24 protein-coding genes, 1 tRNA gene and 1 riboswitch are annotated in these 23,446 nt (G+C 69.2%); of the genes, 17 read left to right on the top strand and 8 right to left on the bottom strand.

Going from position 1 to position 23,446, the window contains the following annotated elements:
* Positions 1 to 20 precede the first annotated feature (20 nt).
* A complete protein-coding gene (locus AB0J62_RS12990; protein WP_363868517.1) occupies positions 21 to 359 on the top strand; it encodes a hypothetical protein in 339 nt (112 codons plus the stop codon).
* 4 nt (positions 360 to 363) lie between these two features.
* Here the strand turns inward: AB0J62_RS12990 and AB0J62_RS12985 are convergent, their stop codons facing one another.
* The 4 genes from AB0J62_RS12985 to AB0J62_RS12970 all read right to left on the bottom strand — a co-directional run bounded on the left by AB0J62_RS12985 (position 364) and on the right by AB0J62_RS12970 (position 3,046).
* Positions 364 to 1,158: a hypothetical protein gene (locus tag AB0J62_RS12985; RefSeq protein ID WP_363868514.1), complete on the bottom strand. Its 795-nt coding sequence runs from the start codon at positions 1,156 to 1,158 to the stop codon at positions 364 to 366.
* A complete protein-coding gene (locus tag AB0J62_RS12980; RefSeq protein ID WP_363868511.1) occupies positions 1,155 to 1,736 on the bottom strand; it encodes an RNA polymerase sigma factor in 582 nt (193 codons plus the stop codon). The genes AB0J62_RS12985 and AB0J62_RS12980 overlap by 4 nt, the downstream gene beginning before the upstream one ends.
* A 72-nt stretch (positions 1,737 to 1,808) precedes the next feature.
* Positions 1,809 to 2,549: a phosphotransferase gene (locus AB0J62_RS12975; RefSeq protein ID WP_363868508.1), complete on the bottom strand. Its 741-nt coding sequence runs from the start codon at positions 2,547 to 2,549 to the stop codon at positions 1,809 to 1,811.
* Positions 2,546 to 3,046, bottom strand: coding sequence for an NUDIX domain-containing protein (locus AB0J62_RS12970; protein ID WP_363868505.1), 501 nt, complete (start codon positions 3,044 to 3,046; stop codon positions 2,546 to 2,548). The genes AB0J62_RS12975 and AB0J62_RS12970 overlap by 4 nt, the downstream gene beginning before the upstream one ends.
* Before the next feature lie 238 nt (positions 3,047 to 3,284).
* On the opposite strand from AB0J62_RS12970, the gene dop reads away from it, so the two are divergent.
* The 14 genes from dop to AB0J62_RS12900 all read left to right on the top strand — a co-directional run bounded on the left by dop (position 3,285) and on the right by AB0J62_RS12900 (position 15,126).
* Entirely contained in the window at positions 3,285 to 4,805 is a 1,521-nt protein-coding gene (gene dop, locus AB0J62_RS12965) for a depupylase/deamidase Dop (RefSeq protein ID WP_363868502.1), read from the top strand.
* 58 nt (positions 4,806 to 4,863) lie between these two features.
* Positions 4,864 to 5,073 (top strand): ubiquitin-like protein Pup, encoded by a 210-nt coding sequence (locus tag AB0J62_RS12960; protein ID WP_130448384.1) that lies wholly within the window; start codon positions 4,864 to 4,866, stop codon positions 5,071 to 5,073.
* An 8-nt stretch (positions 5,074 to 5,081) separates the two neighbouring features.
* Entirely contained in the window at positions 5,082 to 5,924 is an 843-nt protein-coding gene (gene prcB, locus AB0J62_RS12955; RefSeq protein WP_363868499.1) for a proteasome subunit beta, read from the top strand.
* Between the two features lie 46 nt (positions 5,925 to 5,970).
* The gene (gene prcA, locus AB0J62_RS12950) at positions 5,971 to 6,822 is read left to right on the top strand and encodes a proteasome subunit alpha (RefSeq protein ID WP_363868496.1); all 852 of its coding nucleotides are present in this window, start codon (positions 5,971 to 5,973) and stop codon (positions 6,820 to 6,822) included.
* A 68-nt stretch (positions 6,823 to 6,890) separates the two neighbouring features.
* Positions 6,891 to 7,451, top strand: a complete 561-nt coding sequence (locus tag AB0J62_RS12945; protein ID WP_134100836.1) for an NUDIX hydrolase — start codon at positions 6,891 to 6,893, stop codon at positions 7,449 to 7,451.
* Between the two features lie 21 nt (positions 7,452 to 7,472).
* Positions 7,473 to 7,895 (top strand): nitroreductase family deazaflavin-dependent oxidoreductase, encoded by a 423-nt coding sequence (locus AB0J62_RS12940; RefSeq protein WP_363868492.1) that lies wholly within the window; start codon positions 7,473 to 7,475, stop codon positions 7,893 to 7,895.
* Between the two features lie 32 nt (positions 7,896 to 7,927).
* Positions 7,928 to 9,694, top strand: coding sequence for a beta-N-acetylglucosaminidase domain-containing protein (locus AB0J62_RS12935; RefSeq protein WP_363868489.1), 1,767 nt, complete (start codon positions 7,928 to 7,930; stop codon positions 9,692 to 9,694).
* Positions 9,694 to 9,779: riboswitch (ZMP/ZTP riboswitch) on the top strand. It overlaps the preceding gene by 1 nt.
* 19 nt (positions 9,780 to 9,798) lie before the next feature.
* Positions 9,799 to 10,641 (top strand): tetrahydrofolate dehydrogenase/cyclohydrolase catalytic domain-containing protein, encoded by an 843-nt coding sequence (locus AB0J62_RS12930; RefSeq protein ID WP_363868486.1) that lies wholly within the window; start codon positions 9,799 to 9,801, stop codon positions 10,639 to 10,641.
* Between the two features lie 121 nt (positions 10,642 to 10,762).
* On the top strand, positions 10,763 to 11,131 hold the full coding sequence (gene aroH / locus AB0J62_RS12925) for a chorismate mutase (RefSeq protein WP_130385491.1): 369 nt from the start codon (positions 10,763 to 10,765) through the stop codon (positions 11,129 to 11,131).
* Positions 11,128 to 12,192: a prephenate dehydrogenase gene (locus tag AB0J62_RS12920; RefSeq protein WP_363868483.1), complete on the top strand. Its 1,065-nt coding sequence runs from the start codon at positions 11,128 to 11,130 to the stop codon at positions 12,190 to 12,192. Before aroH ends, AB0J62_RS12920 begins: the two co-directional genes overlap by 4 nt.
* A gap of 32 nt (positions 12,193 to 12,224) precedes the next feature.
* Positions 12,225 to 12,899, top strand: a complete 675-nt coding sequence (gene cmk, locus AB0J62_RS12915; RefSeq protein ID WP_363868480.1) for a (d)CMP kinase — start codon at positions 12,225 to 12,227, stop codon at positions 12,897 to 12,899.
* Positions 12,896 to 13,624: a lysophospholipid acyltransferase family protein gene (locus AB0J62_RS12910; RefSeq protein WP_363868477.1), complete on the top strand. Its 729-nt coding sequence runs from the start codon at positions 12,896 to 12,898 to the stop codon at positions 13,622 to 13,624. The genes cmk and AB0J62_RS12910 overlap by 4 nt, the downstream gene beginning before the upstream one ends.
* Positions 13,617 to 14,984 carry a ribosome biogenesis GTPase Der gene (der, locus tag AB0J62_RS12905; protein ID WP_363868474.1) on the top strand — a complete coding sequence of 456 codons (1,368 nt, stop codon included), beginning with the start codon at positions 13,617 to 13,619 and terminating at the stop codon, positions 14,982 to 14,984. Before AB0J62_RS12910 ends, der begins: the two co-directional genes overlap by 8 nt.
* Before the next feature lie 68 nt (positions 14,985 to 15,052).
* Positions 15,053 to 15,126, top strand: a tRNA-Pro gene (locus tag AB0J62_RS12900).
* A gap of 43 nt (positions 15,127 to 15,169) precedes the next feature.
* Here AB0J62_RS12900 and AB0J62_RS12895 read toward each other — a convergent pair.
* Together AB0J62_RS12895 and AB0J62_RS12890 are read right to left on the bottom strand one after the other, a co-directional pair.
* A complete protein-coding gene (locus AB0J62_RS12895; RefSeq protein ID WP_363868471.1) occupies positions 15,170 to 17,344 on the bottom strand; it encodes an MMPL family transporter in 2,175 nt (724 codons plus the stop codon).
* Between the two features lie 81 nt (positions 17,345 to 17,425).
* Entirely contained in the window at positions 17,426 to 17,974 is a 549-nt protein-coding gene (locus AB0J62_RS12890; RefSeq protein ID WP_134100805.1) for a TetR/AcrR family transcriptional regulator, read from the bottom strand.
* Between the two features lie 119 nt (positions 17,975 to 18,093).
* Here AB0J62_RS12890 and AB0J62_RS12885 point away from each other — a divergent pair, with 119 nt between their 5' ends.
* Positions 18,094 to 19,038, top strand: a complete 945-nt coding sequence (locus AB0J62_RS12885; protein WP_363868466.1) for a trypsin-like peptidase domain-containing protein — start codon at positions 18,094 to 18,096, stop codon at positions 19,036 to 19,038.
* Here AB0J62_RS12885 and AB0J62_RS12880 read toward each other — a convergent pair.
* Entirely contained in the window at positions 19,025 to 19,561 is a 537-nt protein-coding gene (locus AB0J62_RS12880; RefSeq protein ID WP_363868463.1) for a GNAT family N-acetyltransferase, read from the bottom strand. The two genes, AB0J62_RS12885 and AB0J62_RS12880, sit on opposite strands and share 14 nt — an antisense overlap.
* The gene (locus tag AB0J62_RS12875; protein WP_363868460.1) at positions 19,558 to 20,217 is read right to left on the bottom strand and encodes an MBL fold metallo-hydrolase; all 660 of its coding nucleotides are present in this window, start codon (positions 20,215 to 20,217) and stop codon (positions 19,558 to 19,560) included. Before AB0J62_RS12875 ends, AB0J62_RS12880 begins: the two co-directional genes overlap by 4 nt.
* Before the next feature lie 215 nt (positions 20,218 to 20,432).
* Between AB0J62_RS12875 and uvrA the strand changes: the two genes are divergently transcribed.
* Positions 20,433 to 23,444 carry an excinuclease ABC subunit UvrA gene (gene uvrA / locus AB0J62_RS12870; protein ID WP_363868456.1) on the top strand — a complete coding sequence of 1,004 codons (3,012 nt, stop codon included), beginning with the start codon at positions 20,433 to 20,435 and terminating at the stop codon, positions 23,442 to 23,444.
* Positions 23,445 to 23,446: the final 2 nt, after the last annotated feature.

The following is a 23,446-nucleotide window of genomic DNA, read 5'->3' as shown; positions in this document are numbered from 1 at the left end:
GGCGGGCTTAGCTTGCTGTTATGGCGACGGACGAGGTGCGGAAGGACCTGCGGGCCGCGGTGGCGGCTCGGCAGGAGCTGGGGCCGGAGTACGAGAACGAGATCATCGACAGCTTCCTGGAGAAGCTCGATGCCCGGGATGTCCAGCGACGCGTCGGCCCGTACGCCGAGCCCGCCGCGCGACGGCACCCCAGCCGTGAGACCGACCCCGGCGGACTGGCGCTGGCGATCGTGTCGATTCTCGCGGCCATCCCGATCACCGCGATCGCGGCGGGCATGATCGGGCCGTTCGGGGTGCTGATCGCCTGGATCGGCCTGGTCGGCATCAACTTCGCCCGCACCATGTCACGCCGCCGCTGACGCGCTACTTCGTCTTCTGCTCGACCGGGACCGGCCGCCCCTGGGCGTCGTACGCTCGTACCTCCTGTTGCACGCCCATGACATCGATGGCCGCAGCGACCCGGTTGTCCACGTAGGCGTAGCCGTCGTCGAGGTAGCCTGCCTGCCAGGAACTCGCGGTGCCCTTCGAGACCAGGCGCGACTCGATGCGGGCGATCTCCGGACGGGCCCGGTAGAGCGTCCACATCCGCGAAGGCGTCGAGCCGGCGGTCCCGCCTGCGATGCCGCCGGAAACGCCGACGAGGCCCTGCTTCTTCGTCGGCACGGAGAGCGCTGACGGATCCCACTGCCGCCACCCGCCCGCCCCAGCGGGGGCCACGCAGGTGGCGACGCCCGAGGCGGCGGCCCCAATGACGACCACCAGGATGTCGGTGGCGTTGGGATTCGCGGCCGGCACTCGCCGCGCCCAGGCCACCCTCAGCGGCCGGACGAGTTTCGTCTGCATGCGGCGCTCGCACGACTTCGTGAACGCGGCGACCGCCTCGGCGTCCGGCACGACCGGGAGACCTGCTCGGACCATGGTCGGAGTTGCTGCTGGAGGAGTCCCGGCTACCCCGGGGTCCGAGGGCGCCCGGTTGGTGATCACGAGGGTACCGGCCACGGCGGCGGCGACGGCTCCGACGGCGATCGCCGGGGCGATCCACCGCCGCGCGGGCCGGTGTTCGGTGGGGCGTGAGCGGTCCATGACCTGGTTGCGGAGGCGGGAGCGCTCGGCTGGGGTCAACGGGGGGACACGCGGTGGTTCGAGTTCGGTGTTCATGAGAGCTCCTCGTTGAGGGCGACCCGGGTGAGTAGATCGGGGAAACGGCGACGGGTGCGATGCAGGCGGGCCTTCACGGTCCCGACCGGTACGCCGAGGGCGTCCGCGGCCTCGGTCATCGTCAGACCGGACCAGACGACGAGCTCGAGCGTCTCGCGTTCGTGCCGGGGGAGTTTGGCCACGGCGCGACGCACGGCCGACATCTGGCGCTCGTCGTCGAGCCGGCGGGCCACCTCGGGGGCGTGGTCGCTGTCAGGCCCGGGGTCGGGCAGGCGGTCCAGCAGCCTGCGCACCCGGCTCGCCGTCCGATAGATGGACTTGCACTCGTTGCCGGCCACCATCAGCAGCCAGCCGCGTGCACTGAAACCCGTCAGGGGGCCCGGTGGATTGCGCTGGAAGCGCCGCCAGGTGCTCAGGAACGTCGACTGGACCACGTCGTCGGCAGTACTCCACGAGGCCGTACGCCGGAACGCGAACGCTCGTACGTCGTCCGCGTACCGGTCGAACAGCTCGCCGAGTGCGAAATGGTCCCCGACGCGCAACCGCTCCCAGAGCTCCTGGTCGGATCCCGCCGCCATGGCCGGCTCCGTATCGTCAGTCAGGGTGATCTTCACACCCTCTAGTGACCGGCCACCGGACAGACGGTTGCATCAGAGCCGGCTCAGGACGTCTCGCAGCCCGTCGGCGACGTCGTCGGGCAGGTTGAGGAGCAGACCGCGGTGGACGCCGTACCAGGGGGAGAGGCGGGCCCAGTCCGCGGCGCGTTCGACCTGGTCAGCGGTGGGTTGGTAGACGTCCAGCAGGCCGGCCCGGACGGCGGCCGGGGCGTCGTTGAGGGGCCAGCAGAGGTCGAGGGCGGGGTCGCCGATGACGGCATCGGTCCAGTCGATGATGCCGGTGATCCGGCCGTCGGTCATGAGGATGTGATCGGGGCCCAGATCGCAATGGATCAACGACGTGCGGACGCGGGCGACGCGATCGAGCAAGTCCAGCGCCCGAGTCCGGGCCTCTGCGGGGAGCAGCGGAACGATCTGCGTCCTGCAGTCCTCCAGGAAGCTCGCCTTCTCCGCATCCGCTGTGGCGGCGTCCAGAGCACCGCGTGCGACCGCTTCGACCAGGTCCACGGCGTGCAGGGCCTTCAGGAAGGCGCCCAGTTCGCGGCCGATCGCCGTACGGCCGTCGGTGAAGGGTGAGCCGGGGAGCATCAGGTGCCGTACGCCGCTGTCTGTCAGCTCAGGCACCGGGACCGGTAGAGGCAGTTGCGGAGCGAGCCAGGGGAGGAGCGTCGCCTCGGCCAGCAGGCGCGGTCGCACCGCGGGCCGTCGTGGGGAGCGGTGGATCCACGGACCCTCGATCCACGCTTCGCTGTCCCAGCCCTCGAGGATCGTCACACCAGGCTCCGGACGTACGCACCGAGCAGGCCGACCGCGTCCGGCATGAACGGCCACGAGGGGTCGTCCAGCTTGGCGACGAGCTCGGCAGGGGACATCCACGCACCCCACTCGACCTCTTCCGGCTGGTGCCGCACCGGGCCGTCCCAGACGCACGTGTACAGGTATGCGTGGTACCGCGTGTGGTCGTCGGCGTAGTCGCCCTCCGGCAACCGGGTCAGCTCGACGCCTGAGATCCCGAGCTCCTCCTCCAACTCCCGTACGACGGCGTGGAAGGGGTCCTCACCGGCCGCGACGACCCCGCCGGCGGAGAAGTCGTAGTGGCTCGGGTAAACGTCCTTGATCGGCGTACGGCGGTGCACGTAGATGTCACCGGCCGGATTCCGGACGACTACTCCGGTGGCGGAATGCCGCAGGTTGTCGCGCCGCATCACCGACCGTGGCACGGCTCCGGTGACCTGGTTGTCGTCGTCCAGGATCGCCACCAATTCGTCCACGCGCGCAGTCTCACACGTAACCCTGTGGACACAGCAACCCCTATAGGGCATGCCTCCCGGTCCCACGCCTACTGCGCGGCACTCGGCACGGCACCTCGCCGCACGGGTGCAAAGGGAACGATGCTCCGCATCGACCCCTTCGCCCCCGCACGCCGATGCACCGCACCGAGCACCTGCTCGCGACGGCGCGGGACCGGGAGGCATGCCCTAGTCGCCGGTACCGCGTAGGCTCGTTCGCATGAGTGTTCGGCGGATCATGGGTACCGAGACCGAGTTCGGGATCTCGGTGCCGGGCCAGCCCGGGGCCAACCCGATGCTGACCTCGAGCCAGGTGGTGAACGGCTACGCGCAGACGCAGCCGCTCGCGCACAAGACGCGGTGGGACTTCGACGAGGAGCACCCGCTACGCGACGCGCGAGGCTTCGATCTGAGCCGGGAGGTGGCGGATTCCAGCCAGCTCACCGACGAGGAGACCGGCCTGGCGAACGTGATCCTCACCAACGGCGCCCGGTTGTACGTCGACCATGCCCACCCGGAGTACTCCGCTCCGGAGACCACGAACCCGCGGGACGCGGTGGTCTGGGACAAGGCCGGCGAACTGGTGATCATGGAGGGCGCGCGCCAGGCCCGGCTGATCCCCGGCGCCCCCCAACTGAATCTGTACAAGAACAACACCGACAACAAGGGCGCATCCTACGGCTCGCACGAGAACTACCTCATGCGCCGGTCCACGCCGTTCGCGTCGATCGTGCGCCACCTGACGCCGTTCTTCGTCAGCCGTCAGGTGGTCACCGGCGCCGGCCGGGTCGGCATCGGCCAGGACGGCGCGGCGCACGGCTTCCAGATCAGCCAGCGGGCCGACTACTTCGAGGTCGAGGTCGGCCTGGAGACGACGCTCAAGCGCCCGATCATCAACACCCGCGACGAGCCGCACGCGAATCCGGATCGGTACCGCCGGCTGCACGTGATCATCGGCGACGCGAACCTGTCCGAGATCTCGACGTACCTGAAGGTCGGTACGACGTCGCTCGTGCTCGCGATGATCGAGGACGGCTGGCTGACCGACGACCTGGGCGTCGACCGTCCGGTGTCCGCGCTGCACGAGGTCAGCCACGACCCGTCCTGCACGCATCTGCTCACGCTGAAGGACGGCCGCAAGATCACCGCCGTCCAGCTGCAGGCGGAGTACTTGGAGCAGGCCCGCAAGTACGTCGAGGACAAGTACGGCGACGACGCGGACCGGCAGACCAAGGACGTGCTGCACCGGTGGGAGCAGATCCTCGACCAGCTCGCGATCGACCCGATGAAGCTGTCCGACCAGCTCGACTGGGTCGCGAAGTACAAACTGCTCCAGCAGTACCGCGACCGCGACGGCCTCGAGTGGGACGACCCGAAGCTGCACCTGATCGACCTGCAGTACGCCGACCTGCGCCCGGACAAGGGCCTGTATTACAGGTTGGTGAAGTCCAACCGGATGCAGCGGATCGTCACCGACGAGGAGATCCGGATGGCGGTCGCGCACCCGCCGATCGACACCCGGGCGTACTTCCGCGGCCGCTGCATGCAGCAGTACGCGCCGCAGGTCGCGGCCGCCTCCTGGGACTCGGTGATCTTCGATCTGCCGGGTAAGGAGTCACTGCAACGGATCCCGACCTTGGACCCGTTGCGGGGTACGAAAGCGCACGTCGGAGCACTTCTTGACCAATGCGACACCGCCAGTGACCTGGTTCGCACCATTACTGGGGGCGCCGCCGGGTAGGGTCGCTATAGGAGGGCCGGTTGGGCGGCCTTCCCAGCGGTTTTAGGAGGTGTGTGCCATGGCGAAAGACGGCGGGCAGCAGCACAAGCAGCCCAAGCGTTCGTCGACCGAGGAAGAGGTCGAGCAGGTCGAGGCGTCGGAGGACGTCCAGGAGCGCAAAGAGCGACTCGACGAGGACGTCGACTCGATCCTGGACGAGATCGACGAGGTGCTCGAGGAGAACGCCGAGGAGTTCGTCCGCGGATTCGTGCAAAAGGGTGGGGAGTGAACCGCTCGATGACTTCTGATGCCTCCGGCCGGTTGCCGGAAGCCTTCCTGACCCCAGGTGGCTCGTCGTTCATGGACTTCCTGGCCGGGCACGCGCCCGACCTGTTGCCGGGACGACGGGCCCTGGGTTCGGGTGACCTGTCCAGCGAAGTCCCGCACGGTACGACGATCGTGGCGGCCACCTTCCCCGGTGGCGTGATCATGGCCGGCGACCGGCGGGCCACGATGGGCAACATCATCGCCCAGCGTGACATCGAGAAGGTGTTCCCGGCCGACGAGTACTCGGCGGTCGCGTTCGCCGGCTCGGCCGGCTTCGGGATCGAGATGGTCCGGCTGTTCCAGGTCGAGCTGGAGCACTACGAGAAGCTCGAGGGCGCGACGCTGAGCCTCGACGGCAAGGCCAACCGGCTCAGCGCGCTGATCCGCGGCAACCTGCCGATGGCGATGCAGGGCCTGACCGTGGTGCCGCTGTTCGCGGGATACGACCACGACATCAACGCCGGCCGGATCTTCTCCTACGACCCGACCGGCGGTCGGTACGAGGAGACCCACTTCTACAGCGTCGGCTCGGGCTCGTTGTTCGCCCGCGGTGCGCTGAAGAAGCTGTACCGCGAGGACCTGTCCGAGACCGACTGCGTGACGGTGATGATCCAGTCGCTGATCGACGCGGCCGACGACGACTCGGCGACCGGCGGCCCGGACATGCTCCGGCGGATCTTCCCGGTCGTCGGCGTGGTCACCGCGGACGGCTACCGGCGGCTGCCCGAGGACGAGGTGGCGGCGCTGGTCGACGCGGCCTGGGCCCAGCGGCACCAGCGTCCCGACGGCCCGGCCGCGACGTCCCTGACCTGACCGTGCTGATGATCTGCCCTTCGACTGATAGAGGACGACACCTTCGATGAGCGTTCCGTTCTACGTCTCGCCCGAGCAGCTGATGCGGGACCGAGCCGACTTCGCCCGGAAAGGCATCGCCAAGGGCCGCAGCGCGATCGCGCTGCAATATGCCGACGGCATCCTGTTCGTGGCCGAGAACCGCTCGCCCGCACTGCACAAGGTGGCCGAGATCTACGACCGGATGGCGTTCGCCGCCGTCGGCCGGTACAACGAGTTCGAGAACCTGCGGATCGCCGGCGTGCGGCTGGCCGACATGCGCGGGTACTCCTACGACCGGCGTGACGTCACCGGCCGGGCGCTGGCCAACGCGTACGCGCAGACGCTCGGCGCGATCTTCTCCTCCGGCGGCGAGAAGCCGCTGGAGGTCGAGATCCTGGTCGCCGAGATCGGCGCGGCTCCGGCCGAGGACCAGGTCTACCGGCTCACGTACGACGGCTCGATCGCCGACGTGCAGGGGTACGCCGTGATGGGCGGCCCGGCCGACCAGGTCGCGGACTACATCGGCGAGCACTACTCCGAGGGCATCTCGCTCGCGGGCGCGCTCCGGCTCGCGGTGGACGCCCTCGGCCATGACGGCACCGAGGTCCGGCAGCTGACCCCGGACCAGCTCGAGGTCGCGGTGCTCGACCGGACCCGGACCCAGGTGCGCAAGTTCAAGCGGATCTCCGAGGAGACGCTGGCCCGCATCCTGTCCGAGTCCCGCCCCGCCGAGGAGGCCACCGAGCCGGCCGACGCGGGCGAGCAGAAAGACACCGCGGAGACCGGCGCGCCGGACGGCGACACACCGGTCGCCCCGCCGGCGGATGATGCACCGATCGCTCCGCCGGAAGATCCCGACGACAACCGTCCCCTGTGACGGACCAGCACGAGACCTCAGCCGTCACCGACAACGTGGCGGCTGAGCCATCTCAAGGGTCGTCTCGGGTGTCGTCCCGGCCCGCCGATCCCGCTCCGTGGGAGTTGCTCGGCGAGGAGCCGGGCTTCCAGCGCTTCCTCACCGTGCGCCTGCGGCGGTACCGGATGCCTGACGGCCGCGAGGTCGAGTGGGACGTCTTCGGCCCCGAGGCCGGCATCACGTCCGGGATCACCGTGCTGCCGCTGACGCCGGAGGGCCGGATCGTCACGATCCGGATGTTCCGCGCCGGCCCGGACAGCGTGGTCACGAACCTCCCGGGCGGTCTGGTCGAGCCCGAAGAGGACGTGGCCGTTGCCGGCGCGCGGGAGCTCGAGGAAGAGACCGGCTACACCTGCGAGACGCTCGACGTCGTCGGCTGGCAGTGGTCCGGCGCCTCGTCGACGTTCCGCAAGTACGTCGCGATCGCGCGCGGCTGCCGCCCCGACGGCAAACAACAACTCGACGAGGCCGAGGACTGTGTCCCGGTCGAGCTGTCTGTGGACGCGTTCCGTGCCGAGCTGCGCACGCCGGGTGCGATGACCGGAATTGATGCGGCCTATCTCGCGTTGGACCACGCAGGCTTGCTCTAGAAAATCTGCGGAGGAATCGATATGAGCGACTGGAACGCGAACGTCATCACCCAGTTCCGGGAGAACGAAGGCAAGGTCGGCGGCAACTTCGAGGGTGCGCCCATGGTGCTTCTGCATCACGTCGGCCGTCGGAGCGGGCAGGAGTTCATCGCCCCGACGATGTACCTGGCCGACGAGACCGACCCGGCCGTCATCTACGTGTTCGCCAGCAAGGGCGGCGCTCCCACCAACCCCGACTGGTACCGCAACCTCACGGCTGCCGGTGAAGGCGTCGTCGAGGTCGGCACCGAGACGTACAAGGTGACCGTCGACGAGGTGACCGGCGCCGAGCGCGACCGCATCTACGCCGAGCAGGCGCGGCGCTACCCGGGCTTCGCCGAGTACGAGGTCCGCACCGCGGGGATCCGTACGATCCCGGTCCTGAAGCTCACCCGGGCGTCTTGACGAGCAGGTCCGCACGCTGAGTGGATAGGGCTGTGACCCCTGTGACCCCTGAGCCTCAGCAGACCAGCAGCCGTCCGGACGGGTTCGACCTCGGTGACACGGTCGGACTTGTACACGGGCCGACCACCGATCCCGATGCCGAGCGTGTCGTCCGCGACACCCTGAGCCGGGCCGGCGTCGCCACGATCGTCGACGGCGAGGCCGCGGTGACGGTTCACCTCGGCGGCACCGGTCTCGACGTCGAACCGGCCGCCGGTCTGCCGGCCGAGGGGTACGTCGTCGCCGTCGGCGACCACCAGATCGTCCTCGACGGCGTCGACACCCGCGGCACCTACTACGCCGCGCTGACGCTCGACCAGCTTGTCCAGGGCAACCATGTGGATGGCGTCGAGATCCGCGACTGGCCGACGCTGCCGTACCGCGGCTCGATCGAAGGCTTCTACGGCACGCCGTGGTCGCATGCGGACCGCCTCGACCACCTGGACTATCTCGGCGCGCACAAGATGAACACGTACCAGTACGCGCCGAAGGACGACGTGTACCACCGCGAACAGTGGCGCGACCCCTACCCGGCCGACAAGCTGGCCGAGCTCGGCGAGCTGATCGAGCGGGCTCGGCGGAACAAGGTCGATTTCACCTTCGCGCTCTCGCCCGGCCTCTCGATCGCCTACACCTCCGACGAGGACTTCCAGGCGCTGATCGCGAAGTTCGAGGCCCTGTACGCGCTGGGCGTCCGGGTGTTCAACGTGCCGCTCGACGACATCGAGTACGAGAAATGGCACTCCGACGAGGACGCGACGAAGTACGGCACGGGTGGTGGCGCGGCCGGCGCCGCGCAGGCCGACCTGTGCAACCGCGTCCAGCGGGAGTGGATCGCGACCAAGCCGGACGTCGCTCCGCTGCAGATGGTCCCGACCGAGTACTACGACCTCGAAGAGACGCCGTACAAGCAGGCCCTGCGGGAGCAGCTCGATCCGGCCGTGATCGTGCACTGGACCGGTACTGCGGTCGTTCCGGAGCGGATCACGAGCGAACAAGCGGCCGCGGCGAAAGCGGTGTTCGGGCACGACATCCTGATCTGGGACAACTACCCGGTCAACGACTACGCGCACGGCCGGATCCTGCTCGCGGCGTACACCGGCCGCGAGCCCGGACTGGCGGAGCACGTCGTCGGCGTGATCTCGAACCCGATGAACCAGGCCGCGGCCAGCAAACTCGCTCTGTACTCGTTCGCCGAGTTCGGCTGGAAGCCCGCGACGTACGACGCCGACGCGTCCTGGCGCCGTGCGATCGCCGAGCGTGCCGGGGGAGACGCCGCGACCATCGCGGCGCTGGAGGTCTTCGCGGACCTGACGACGTACGACGGGAAGCTGCATCTGATCAACGCGCCGGTGCTGGCGTCGAAGATCGCGGCCTTCAAGGCGACCTGGGACGACGGCGATCTGGCCGGGGCGATCGCTGACCTCGAGCCGTACCTGGAGGCGATCGAGAACGCGTCCGCCCAGATCCGCAGCGGCGTGATCGACCCGGAGTTCGAAGCCGAGACCGACCCCTGGCTGGACGCCTCGTTCTACTGGGGCGGCGCGCTGCGCCAGGCGCTGCGCGTGTTCGAGGCGCAGGCGGAGGGCAACTCGTCCGACGTGGCGACCGCCCGCGACGAGATCGAGCACCTGGTCACGCAGGCCAACGAGATCCGCGACGTCCGCCTCCCGCACAGCAAGGTCCCGATCCGGATCGGCGACGGGGTGGCCGACAGGTTCATCGAAGAGGCGGGGTGGTCCGGCGGGCCGGTATCCTGAGGGCGGACCGCGACTGGCGCTGAGGTGGACGACCACCGGGGAACGGTCTGCCATCCGGCTTTCGCCGCGCGCCTGGGCACCCTTTGACGAGGAGGAGTGCGCAGATGACTGCCGAGCTGATGACTGGGACCGACCTCGCCGCCGAGATGGTGGCCAAGGCGGCGGAGCGCGCAGCCGCGCTGCGGGAGCAGTATGGCGTGCAGCCGTGCCTGGCGACCGTGCTGGTCGGTGACGACCCGGCGTCGGCGACGTACGTGCGGATGAAGCAGAACCGGTCGAAGAAGGCCGGGATCGCCTCGCGGAGCGTCGTCCTGCCGGCCGAGACGACGACCGACGAGCTGGTCGCCGAGATCCGGAAGCTGTCCGAGGATCTGGAGGTGCACGGGATCCTGCTGCAGCACCCGGTGCCGGCGCAGATCGACGAGCGGGCCGCGTTCGAGGCGATCGACCCGGCCAAGGATGTCGACGGCGTGACCATGCGGTCCTTCGCGGCGATGGCGTTCGGGGATCCGGGGTTCCGGTCCGCGACGCCGGGCGGGATCATGCGGCTGCTCGCGGCGTACGACGTACCGCTCGAAGGGGCGCACGCGGTCGTGATCGGCCGCAGCCCGATCCTCGGCAAGCCGGCCGGGATGTTGCTACTGGCATCGAACGCGACGGTGACCTATGCGCACTCGCGGACCCGGGACCTGCCCGAGCTGGTCCGGACCGCGGATGTGGTGATCGCGGCCGTCGGCAAGGCGAACTTCGTTCGCGGCGACTGGCTGAAGCCGGGCGCGGTCGTCGTCGACGCCGGCTACAACGAGGGCAACGTGGGCGACGTGCACTTCGAGGAGGCGGCCGAGGTGGCCCGCCTGATCACGCCGGTCCCGGGCGGCGTCGGGCCGATGACGATCGCGCTCCTGCTCGAGCAGACGGTCGACGCCGCCGCGGCCCAGCTGGGTTAAGGGTCGCACCCGTTCGCGCCGTGCACGATCCGAGACGGCTGTCCACTCCTTGACTACTCTGGCCTAGGGTTGGGGGAGATGAACCGGCGACCAACCGGAAACGGCGTATGGAGGCGAGCACGTGGCGGTACGGGCGATCCGGGGTGCCACCCAGCTGGACGTGGACGAGCGCGAGCACCTGCTCGAGCGGTCCGCGGAGCTGGTGAAGGCGGTCCTGGAGGCGAACGATCTGGAGAACGAGGATCTGATCAGCATCCTGTTCACCGTCACGTCGGACCTGCGTTCGGAGTTCCCGGCCGTCGCGGGGCGGCAGATCGGGCTGACCGACGTACCGCTGATGTGTATGCAGGAGATCCCGGTCCCGCACGCACTGCCGCGGGTGGTCCGGTTGATGGTGCACACCGAGACACCGCGCTCCCGCGACAAGATCCAGCACGTCTACCTCCACGGTGCCGTCGCCCTTCGTCCAGATCTCACGGGCGCTCAGTGAGCGAGCTCCGCGGTCCGGTTCGCATCGTCGGCACCGGCCTGATCGGTACGTCGATCGGCTTGGCGCTCGCCCGCCTGGGCGTGGTCGTGGAGCTCGTTGACGGGAACCCCGACAACGCGCTGATGGCAGAGCGGATCGGTGCCGGCTCGCGCCTGGTCCAGATCGAGCCGCAGTTGGTCGTGGTCGCCGTACCGCCGGACCATGTCGGCGCGGTGGTGGCCGAGCAGCTCGAGCAGACCGACGCGGTGGTGACGGATGCGGCCAGCGTGAAGTCCAAACCACTCGCCGACGCCCGCCGTCTGACCGGCGATCTCAGCCGGTACGTCGGCAGTCACCCGATGGCCGGCTCCGAGCGGAACGGTCCGCTCGCCGGGCGTGCCGACCTGTTCGACGGCGCCACCTGGGCGATCACTCCGCACGAGACGAGCTCTCCGGAAGCGGTCGACCTGGTACGCCGGCTTGCCGAGGCGGCCGGCGCCCGTACCGTCGAGATGTCTGTCGAGGACCACGACCTCGGCGTCGCCAGGGTGTCGCACCTGCCGCACCTGATGTCTGCGCTGGCTGCTGGGACGCTGGCCGACGCACCGTCGTCCCACCTGGAGCTGTCCGGGCAGGGGGTCCGCGACGTCACCCGGATCGCGGCCGGCGACCCCACGCTCTGGACCCAGATCGTGTCCGCGAACTCGGGTGCGCTGACCGGCCTGCTGGAGCAGATCCGCGGCGAGCTCGACCGCCTCCTCGTTGCCTTAGGCAAGGAAGAGGCAGGCGACGAACTGACCGCGATCCTCGGCCAGGGCGTCTCCGGCGCGGTCCGGGTCCCCGGCAAGCACGGTACGCCGCACATCGACCTGGTCACGGTCCTGGTGACGATCCCCGACCGCCCTGGTCAGCTGGCCAAACTGTTCGCCGACGCGGCCGAGTCCGGCGCCAACGTCGAGGATCTCCGCATCGACCACAGCCCGGGCCGCCCGGTCGGCGAGGTCGAGCTCGCCGTCAAACCCGCCTCGGTCGACCAACTGGTCGACGTGCTGACCGAGCGTGGATGGGTGGTCCACCGGTAATTCTGTCCCCCTGCGAAGGTAATCTTCGGGGCATGATCATCGCTGTGGACGGCCCGAGCGGCTCCGGTAAGTCGAGCACCGCCCGCGGAGTGGCCACCCGGCTCGGACTGCGGTTCCTCGACACCGGGGCGATGTACCGCGCGGTGACCTGGTCGGCGGTCGAGCACGGGCTGGAGCTGGACGACACCGCCGCGGTCGCGCAGCGGGCCCGGGACCTGCGCCTGGAGATCAGCACCGACCCCGGCCACCAGTTCGTGATCGCCGACGGGACCGACGTCACGGCCGCGATCCGGGAGCCGCGGATCAGCGAGGTGGTCTCGAAGATCGCCACCAACCTCGACGTGCGCAAGGAGCTGATCCGGCGGCAGCGGGCCATCATCGACAACGCCCAACCGAGCGGCGGGATCGTGGTCGAGGGCCGCGACATCGCCACCGTGGTCGCGACCGACGCCGAGCTGAAGGTGCTGCTGACCGCCGACCAGGAGGCCCGGATGGCGCGCCGCGGCGCCGAGGTCGGCTCGTTGACCGCGGAGCAGCTGCGGGACCAGATCATCCGGCGCGACGCCGACGACTCGACCGTGTCGGAGTTCCAGGTCGCCTCCGACGGCGCTGTCACGATCGACTCGACGTACATGAGCCTCGAGGAGGTCATCGACGCGATCAGCCGACTGGCAAAGGAGACTGTCCCTCAAGGCCAGGATCGATGACGGCGGAAGTCACCGGGCACAAGGATCTGCCCCGCACCGATGATCTGCCGCCGTTGCCGTACCGGATGGCGCTGCCGATGCGGAAGCTCGCCAGGCCGTACTTCCGGCACAAGTACAACCTGACCATCCACCATGAGGACCGGTTCCCGATGACCGGCCCGCTGCTGATGACGCCGAACCACCTGAGTCTGCTGGACGCGCCGCTGCTCGGCGCGATGGCGCCGCGGATGCTGCACCAGCTCGGCAAGATCGAGGTCTTCGGCGGTCTCCAGGGCGCGTTCCTGCGCCGGATCGGCCAGATCCCGGTCGACCGGTCGTCGTACGACATGCTCGCCGTCCGGCGGTCGATCCAGGTGCTGCGGGACGGGCGGGTGCTGAACATCTACCCGGAGGGCACCCGTGGGCCGGGCGATTTCAGCCGGATCCGGATCGGCGTGGCGTATCTGGCGATGGTCACCGGGGCCCCGATCCTGCCGGTGGCGCTGATGGGGACACGTCTGCCGTTGGGTAGCGTGGAGGGTCATCCACCGGCCGGGAGCCGGGTCGACATCGTGTATGGCGAGCCGTTCGCCGTCGACCGCGTACCCTTTCCTAGGAGACATTCCGACGTACAGGCGGTTGCCGACCACATCGGCGACGTGCTGCGCGCCCATGTGAAGGCGGCCGTCGAAGAAACCGGCCACCCTCTTCCGGGCTGGCGAGACGAGAAGGACCCTGATGACTGACCTGCCCACCGAAGTACCGACGCACGACCGTGAGGACACGGGCCCGCTCCCGGTGCTCGCGATCGTCGGGCGGCCGAACGTGGGCAAGTCCACGCTGGTCAACCGCATCATCGGCCGCCGCGAGGCGGTCGTGGAGGACACCCCGGGCGTGACCCGGGACCGCGTGTCGTACGACGCCAACTGGGCCGGCCGGGAGTTCACGGTCGTCGACACCGGCGGCTGGGACCCGGACGCGGTCGGCATGGCCGCCCTGGTCGCGGCCCAGGCGGAGGTCGCGATCAACGCGGCCGACGCGGTGCTGTTCGTGGTCGACGCGGTGGTCGGCATCACCGACGCCGACGAAGCGGTCGTCCGCGTACTGCGGAAGTCCGGCAAGCCCGTCGTGCTCGCCGCGAACAAGGTCGACGACCAGCGTGTCGAGTCCGAGGCGATGAACCTGTGGAGCCTGGGCATCGGCGAGCCGTTCCCGGTCTCCGCGATGCACGGCCGGGGCACCGGCGACATGCTGGACGCCGTGCTCGCTGCGCTGCCCGAGGCGCCGCCCGAGCGCGACGGCGAGCTCAGCGGCCCGCGGCGGGTCGCGATCGTCGGGAAGCCGAACGTCGGCAAGTCCTCCCTGCTGAACAAGGTCGCCAAGGAGGACCGGGTCGTCGTCAGCGACGTCGCCGGGACGACGGTCGACCCGGTGGACGAGCTGATCACGCTCGGCGGCAAGGAGTGGCGGTTCATCGACACCGCCGGCATCCGGCGCAAGGTGAAGAACTCCCAGGGCCACGAGTACTACGCCTCGCTGCGGACCAACGCCGCGATCGAGCGGGCCGAGGTGGTCGTGGTCGTCATCGACGCCTCGCAGTCGATCACCGAGCAGGACCTGCGGATCATGAACGCGGTCGAGGAAGCCGGCAAGGCGCTGGTGATCGCGTACAACAAGTGGGACCTGATGGACGAGGAGCGGCGCTACTACCTGGAGCGCGAGATCGACCGCGACCTGGTGCAGTTCCGCTGGGCGCCGCGGGTGAACATCAGCGCGCTCACCGGCTGGCACATGGAGAAGCTGGTGCCCGCGATCGAGGCCGCGCTCGAGGGCTGGCAGACCCGTGTCCCGACCGGTCAGCTGAACGCTTTCCTGGGCCGCCTGGTGGCCGCGCACCCGCACCCGGTCCGCTCCGGCAAGCAGCCGAAGATCCTGTTCGGCACCCAGGCCACGACCATGCCGCCGACCTTCGCGATCTTCACCTCCGGCCAGATCGAGGCGTCGTACCAGCGCTTCATCGAGCGCCGCCTGCGCGAGGACTTCGGCTTCGTCGGCAGCCCGGTGCACGTCCAGATCCGGGCCCGCCAGAAGAACAAGAAGCGCTGAGGTGCCCTGGTCAGGACCAGGTCACCGAATGCTGTAAGGTAAAGCCCGCTCACCTCAACGGCGAGCATCGGGCTGTGGCGCAGTTTGGTAGCGCACCGGTCTGGGGGACCGGGGGTCGCAGGTTCAAGTCCTGTCAGCCCGACACGCGAAGAGGGGCACCGACACTGTCGGTGCCCCTTTTGCTGTCAGTGGACCTCTGCGAGTTCCTTCTCCTCCGGCTTATCGGGGACGTTCAGTGACTCGCCCTCGATGTCGACCCTCGGGGTGATCCGGTCGAGCCACTTCGGGAACCACCAGGCGCGGTCGCCCAGCAGGCTGAGGATCGCGGGAACCAGCGTCATCCGGACCACGAAGGCATCGATCAGCACGCCGATCGTGAGGCCGAAGCCGATCGCCTTGATGATCGGATCGTCGACCAGGATGAAGCCGGCGAAGACCGACGCCATGATCAGTGCGGCTGCGGTGACGACACGGGCGCCGTGGCCGAGGCCCTGGATGGTCGCGTCGTTCGCGTGCCGGCCGTGGACGAACTCCTCACGGACGCGGGACACGATGAACACCTCGTAGTCCATCGCGAGCCCGAACAGGATGCCCATCATGATGATCGGCAGGAAGCTCACCAGCGGACCGGGGGAGTCGATCCCGACCAGCTTCGCCAGGTGGCCCTGCTGGAACACCGCGACCGTGATCCCGAACGTCGCCCCGATCGTCAGCACGAACCCGAGCGTCGCCTTCAACGGCACCAGCACCGACCGGAACGCGAGCAGCAACAGCAGGAACGACAACCCGATCACGACGAACAGGTACGTCGGCAACGCGTCGGAGAGCTTGTTCGACACGTCGATCCCGACCGCGGTGTTGCCGGTCACGGAGATGCTCGCGTCGCCGGTGGCGAGCGGCTTCACCGCGGAGCGCAGGTCCTTGACCAGGTCGGAGGTCTCCTCGCTGGCCGGTCCGCTCTTCGGGATCACCTGCAGCAACCGTGTCGTACCGTCCTGACTTGCCGCGGCGGGCTGTGCGGCGACGACGTCGGGCAGACCCTGGGCCTTGCCCAGCACCTGCTGTGCCAGCGCGTTCGAGGTCACCGGGTCGTTGCTCTGCACAACGACCACCAGCGGTCCGTTCGCGCCCGGTCCGAACGCGGCGGCCGTCAGGTCGTACGCGACCCGCTGGTTGGTTCCGGCCGCCGCCGACGCGCCGTCCGGCAGCGCGAGCTGCATGTCCTTCACCGGGATCGCCAGGAATCCGAGCCCGATGATGCCGACAGCAACGATCGGCACCCGCAGCCGTGTCACCAACCGGCCCCAGCGGAAACCGAACCCCTCCTTGTGCACAGCCGCGGTCGGTGCCTTGCGCAACTTCCGCGGCAGCACCCGGTTCCCGACGAAGCCGAGCAACGCCGGCAGCAACGTCAGAGCGACCAGTACGGCGGTCAGCACCGTCGCGGCAGCGGCGAGACCCATCGCGGTCAGGAACGGCACGCCGACCACCGACAACCCGGCCAACGCGATGACCACGGTCGCACCGGCGAACAACACCGCCGACCCGGCCGTCGCGGTCGCCCGCGCGACGGACTCCTCCGGATCCATCCCTTCACCCAGCTGCGAGCGGTGCCGCGAGCTGATGAACAACGAGTAGTCGATCCCCACCGCAAGCCCGAGCATCAACGCGAGGATCGGCGCCGTCGACGAGACATCGGTGAACGCGGTCACGATGAACAGGCCGGCCATTCCGGCCAGTACGCCGAGCAGCGCCGTCACCAGCGTCATGCCGGCGGCGACGAGCGACCCGAACGTCACGACCAGTACGACGGCAGCCACCGCGACACCGATCACCTCGGTCGCACCGATCTCGGGGACTCCGGCCTTGATCTGCCCGCCCGGGACGACCTTGAGATCACCCGAACTCAGCCCGCTCAGACCGTCGTACCCGTCGACGCTCTCGTGTGACAGCTCGTCGGCCGGCTTGTCGAACTGGACGCTGATCAGTCCCGTCGTACCGTCCGGGCTGATCGCCTTGCTGTCGAACGGGTCGACCGCACCGATCACCTCGGGCACCTTGGCGACCCTGGCAACCGTCGCGCCGACCGCGGCCTTCACGGTCGGGTCGGCGAGCGTCTTGCCCTCGGGCGCCTTCACCACGACGGTGGACGACGCACCGCTTGCGGCCGGCAGCTCCTGCTTGAGCGCATCGAGCGCCCGCTGCGACTCGGTGCCCGGGATCGAGAACGTGTTCGCGGTCTTGCCGCCCAGCGTCAGCGCGCCGACGCCCAGCAGGACGAGGAAAAGCGCCCACACTGCGGCCACGAGCCGCCTGCGCTGATAGGAGAACCGGCCGAGCCGGTACAGCAGATTGGCCATCGGGAAGTGCATCCGTTCGGGTCGGTACGGCGTACGGGCAGAGGTGATCGTCCGCGCGACGGCGGAGGGCGGGGGCAGGGCTCAGGCGCGGCGGAGGAGTCTCCGCAGGGCGATGTCGCAGAGTCTTCGGAGGTCGTCGTCGGTGCGTTCCCCGGAATGCCGGCACTCGCCGAGCAGTCCGTTGATGGCGAACTTGGCGAGGTCCCGTTCGAGCGGGTCGTCGGACCCGGCCATGTAGTCGGTCAGTCGCATGCCGTCGGCGACCAGCTGCCCGAACTCGGGCATCTGCTCGATCACCGCCAGGATGTCCTGGAGCACGTCGACCACCCCACGGTGCTCGACGGCGAGATCGATGAAGCGCTGGATCGCCAGCTCCTGCGCCTCGGCGCGGGGCAGCTGGGCCGCGGCCTTGACCAGCTCGGCGACGTCGGCCGCGGCGGGCTCGAGGACGGCTGCGAGGACGGCCGGCTTGCCGCTGAAGTGGTACAGCACCGTCGCCTTCGAGCAGCCGGCCGCGGTCGCGATGTCCTGGAGTGACGTCGCGTTGTACCCACCGGCCTGGAACAGGTTCATCGCCTGCCGGACGATCTCGTGCCTGGTCCGCTCCCGGGCGGGGGTGGTGACTGCCATGTCAGCATCTTGACTGACCGATCGGCCAGTTTTCAACCGATCGGTCAGGATTGTGGCGGGCTTCACCTGCTGGCCCGAGTTTGCTTGCGGTGTAATCCTGTAATTCAGGAGGCGTGACGATGACTGACGAGATTGCTGGGGACGACGTACTGGATGCCTACTCCCGGGTGGTCTCGGGGGTGGCCGAACACCTGATCCCGCGGGTCGCGAGCCTGCGGATCCACAGTCGGCGCGGCGACTCATCCGGCTCCGGGGTGGTGCTGACCGGCGACGGTCACCTGCTCACGAACGCGCACGTGGTCGGCGACGGATCCGAGGCGTCCGCGGAGTTCGCCGACGGGACGACGGCACAGGCCCGCGTCGTCGGAGTCGATCGACTGTCCGATCTCGCCGTGCTGCGGGCCGACCGCGACATCCCCGATCCGCCGGAGTACGGCGACGCGGATCACCTGAAGGTCGGGAACCTGGTGGTTGCCGTGGGTAACCCACTCGGCCTGGCCGGGAGCGTGACCGCCGGTGTGGTGAGCGCGCTCGGCCGATCGCTGCCGGTGCGGAGCGGTTCGGCGCAGCGGATCATCGAGGACGTCATCCAGACCGACGCCGCGCTGAACCCGGGCAACTCCGGGGGAGCGCTGGCCGACGGCAACGGTCGCGTGATCGGCATCAACACCGCGGTCGCCGGGATCGGCCTCGGCCTTGCCGTCCCGATCAACCCCACGACCCGCCGGATCATCTACTCGCTCCTGCACGACAGCCGCGTACGCCGCGCGTACCTCGGCCTCGTCACGACGCCTGCACCGCTCCGCCCGTCACTTGCCGAACGGTTCGACCAGCGGACGGCGCTCCGGGTCGTCGAGGTGATCCCGGCGAGCCCGGCCGCCGCCGCAGGCCTGCGTCAAGGAGATCTGGTGCTGGCGGTGGACGGCGTACCGCTCCGGGACGCTCAGTCGCTGCAGCGGCAGCTGTTCGAGGACGCGATCGCCCGCCGTACGGAGATCACCGCGATCCGGAACAACGCCCTGGTCGACGTGATCGCGTACCCCGCCGAGCTCACCGACCGTTGAGGCCGACCCGCAGGAGGACGCAGGTGCCGGGTTTCAGCGGGGCTCCCGGGAAGATGAAGTCGCGGGTGACCTCGGTGAACCCGAACCTCTTGTTGAGGTCGAGGATCGCGGCGTTCGCCTGGTTGGCGAAGTAGTAGACGGCGTCGGCGCGTTCCGCGGTCCAGCGCAGGCGGTCGCGGGTCAGGAGCTCGCCGATGCCGTGGCGTCGCCAGGCGGGGGAGACGATCAGGCCGATCAGGTAGAACCCCGTGGGAGCGGTCGTCGGCGGGTCGTCGGGTTTGAGTTCGTGGCGGATCACTCCGCCGTACCCGACGACCTCGTCGCCCACGACCGCGACGGCGATGTATTTGTCCGGGTCGGCGAGGTCGGCCACGAGGCGCTCGCGCCGCTCGGCCGCGGACCCGTGGGTCCGCGACACGATCAGCTCGGCACACGCGTCCAGGTCACGCAGTTCTCCTGGACGCACCTGTACGTCGACGGTCTGCCGGGCGACCCCCGGCTCGTAGTCGGCGAATCCGGTCACCAGCCGCGCTCACGCCACACGGCGAGGTGCGGGCGCTCGGTGCCGAGGGTGGTGTCGGAGCCGTGGCCGGGGTAGACCCAGGTCTCGTCGGGGAGCTCGTTGAACAGCTTGGTCTCGACGTCGTTGATCAGCGAGGTGAAGCGCTCGGCGTCGCCCTGGGTGTTGCCCACGCCGCCCGGGAACAGTGAGTCGCCGGTGAACAGGTGCGGGGCGCCGTCCGGGTCGTCGTACACCAGGGCGATCGAGCCGGGGGTGTGGCCGACGAGGTGGATCACCCGCAGGCTGCACTGGCCGACGGCGATGTGGTCGCCGTCGTCGACGAGCTGGTCGGTCGGGACCGGGATGCCCTCGGAGTCGTACCGCCCGGCGACGGTGGTGGCGCCGGTTCGCGCGACGACCTCGGCCAGCGCTTCCCAGTGGTCCTGGTGGCGGTGCGTGGTCACGACCCGCGCGAGGCCGCCGTCACCGATCAGCTGGAGCAGCGTGTCCGCGTCGTTCGCGGCGTCGATCAGGACCTGCTCGTCGGTCTGACGGCACCGCAGCAGGTAGGCGTTGTTGTCCATCGGCCCGACGGCGACCTTGGTGATCATCAACTGCGCCAGCTCGTGTGTCTGGGCCGGTCCGCCGACCTTGACGTTCCCGTGGTACTCCGGCATGCGCCTCTCCCTGGATGTCGGGTGATCCTGTGCGACACCGCCGATCCTCGCACTGATCGCGCCGGCTGCGCAGACCACCCTCGGCGATCGAATATACTTTCGAAGCACCCCGCGGAGAAAGCAGTGCGTCCGGCGGCGGAAGTTTTTGTCGGTGGGCCTCGTTAGCATGACGGGGCATGCCCCGGATACCCTCGAGAACGGCTGAGAGTGAGCTTGTGTCTGACCGTCTGATCGTGCGCGGAGCGCGTGAGCACAACCTGAAGGACGTCTCGGTCGACCTGCCGCGGGACGCCATGATCGTCTTCACCGGACTGTCCGGGTCCGGCAAGTCCAGCCTGGCCTTCGACACGATCTTCGCCGAGGGCCAGCGGCGCTACGTCGAGTCCCTCTCGGCGTATGCCCGCCAGTTCCTGGGGCAGATGGACAAACCGGACGTCGACTTCATCGAGGGGCTGTCGCCGGCCGTCTCGATCGACCAGAAGTCCACCTCGCGCAACCCGCGGTCGACCGTCGGCACGATCACCGAGGTCTACGACTACCTCCGGCTACTGTTCGCCCGGGCCGGGCGGCCGCACTGCCCGGAGTGTGGCGAGCCGATCGCGCGGCAGACGCCGCAGCAGATCGTCGACCGGGTGCTCGAGCTGGACGAGGGCACCCGGTTCCAGGTGCTCGCCCCGGTCGTCCGCGGCCGCAAGGGGGAGTATCTCGACCTGTTCCGGCAGCTGACCGGTCAAGGCTTCTCCCGGGCCCGCGTGGACGGTGAGACGATCCAGCTGACCGATCCGCCGAAGCTCGACAAGCAGAAGAAGCACAACATCGACGTGATCGTCGACCGGCTCGCGGTGAAGGGTTCGGCCAAGCAGCGACTCACCGACTCGGTGGAGACCGCGCTCGGGCTGGCCAGCGGTCTGGTCGTGCTCGACTTCGTCGACCTCCCGGAAGACGACCCGCACCGCGAGCGTCGCTTCTCCGAGAAGCTCGCCTGTCCGAACGATCACCCGCTGGCCATCGACGAGCTCGAGCCGCGGTCGTTCTCGTTCAACTCGCCGTACGGCGCCTGCCCGGTCTGCACCGGGCTCGGCACCCGGATGGAGGTCGACCCGGAGCTGCTGGTGCCGGATCCGTCCAAGTCTCTCGACGAGGGCGCGATCCAGCCGTGGGCCGGGCAGAACGTCTCGCAGTACTTCGAGCGCCTGCTCGACGCGCTGGCCAAGGACCTGAAGTTCAAGACCAGCACGCCGTTCGGCGAGCTGCCGGCGAAGGCGAAGAAGGCGCTGCTCACCGGCCACGACAAGCAGGTCCACGTCTCGTACCAGAACCGCTACGGCCGCGAGCGGTCGTACTACACCAGCTTCGAAGGCGTGATCCCGTATGTCGAGCGCCGGCACACGGAGGCGTCCAGCGACACCGGCCGGGAGCGCTTCGAGGAGTACATGCGCGAGGTGCCGTGCCTGGCCTGCAACGGCGCGCGGCTGAAGCCGATCTCGCTGGCGGTCACGCTCGGCGGGAAGAACATCGCGGAGATCAGCGCGATGTCGATCGACGAGGTGCACGACTTCCTCCTGCAGATGGAGCTGAGCCCGCGGGAGAAGCAGATCGCGGAGCGGGTGGTCAAGGAGATCGGCGAGCGGCTGCGGTTCCTGCTCGACGTCGGCCTGGACTACCTCGCGCTGAGCCGGCCGGCGGGTTCGCTGTCCGGCGGTGAGGCGCAGCGGATCCGGCTCGCGACCCAGATCGGTTCGGGTCTGGTCGGCGTGCTGTATGTGCTCGACGAGCCGTCGATCGGTCTGCACCAGCGGGACAACCGGCGGCTGATCGAGACGCTCGTCCGGCTCAAGGAGCTCGGCAACACGCTGATCGTCGTCGAGCACGACGAGGACACCATCGACCACGCCGACTGGGTCGTCGACATCGGCCCCGGCGCCGGTGAGCACGGCGGCCAGGTCGTCGTCTCCGGCACGGTCGAGGACCTGCGCAACCACCCGGACTCGATCACCGGTCAGTACGTCTCCGGTCGCCGGGAGATCCCGATCCCCGCCGTCCGGCGGCCGCTGACCGAGGGCCGCGAGCTGACGGTGTACGGCGCCCGGCAGAACAACCTGAAGGACATCGACGTCACGATCCCGCTCGGGGTGTTCGTCGCGGTCACGGGTGTGTCGGGGTCGGGCAAGTCGACGCTGGTCAACGACATCCTGTACACGTCGCTGGCGCGGCAGATCTACGGTGCCCGCGCGGTGCCTGGCCGGCACACGAAGATCTCCGGGATGGAGCTGGTCGACAAGGTCATCCACGTCGACCAGTCGCCGATCGGGCGGACCCCGCGGTCCAACCCGGCCACCTACACCGGAGTGTGGGACCACATCCGCAAGCTGTTCGCGGAGACGCCGGAGGCGAAGGTCCGCGGGTACCAGCAGGGTCGGTTCTCGTTCAACGTCAAGGGCGGCCGGTGCGAGGCCTGCTCGGGTGACGGCACGCTGAAGATCGAGATGAACTTCCTCCCGGACGTGTATGTCCCGTGCGAGGTGTGCCACGGCGCGCGGTACAACCGTGAGACGCTCGAGGTGCACTACAAGGGCAAGACGGTCGCGGACGTGCTGGACATGCCGATCGAGGAGGCGTCGGAGTTCTTCGCGGCGATCCCGGCGATCTCACGGCACCTGAAGACACTCGTCGAGGTCGGCCTCGGGTATGTGCGACTCGGTCAGCCGGCGCCGACGCTGTCCGGCGGTGAGGCGCAGCGGGTGAAGCTCGCGTCGGAGCTGCAGCGGCGTTCGACCGGCCGGACGGTGTACGTGCTCGACGAGCCGACGACCGGACTGCACTTCGAGGACATCCGCAAGCTGCTGGGCGTGCTGAGCGGTCTGGTGGACAAGGGCAACTCGGTGCTGGTCATCGAGCACAACCTCGACGTGATCAAGACGGCCGACTGGCTGATCGACCTCGGTCCGGACGGCGGCCGCCGCGGCGGCACGCTGGTCGCGGAAGGTACCCCGGAGGAGGTCGCGGCGAACCCGGCGTCGTACACCGGGCAGTTCCTGGCCGAGATCCTCGAGGGTCGGGCGGCGAAGCCGAGCGCGAGGCAGCAGGCCGCGAAGGCAGCCCCGGCGGCGCCGGCGAAGAAGGCCGTCGCGAAGAAGACGGTGGCGAAGAAGGCTGTCGCTAAGAAAACGGTGAAGAAGACCGCGCCGGCGAAGAAGACGGCGACCCGGAAACGCGTCGCCGGCTGACC

This window comes from Kribbella sp. NPDC049584 (genome assembly GCF_040675555.1).
Lineage (GTDB): Bacteria > Actinomycetota > Actinomycetes > Propionibacteriales > Kribbellaceae > Kribbella.
This window is presented reverse-complemented; position numbering and strand designations above follow the sequence as displayed.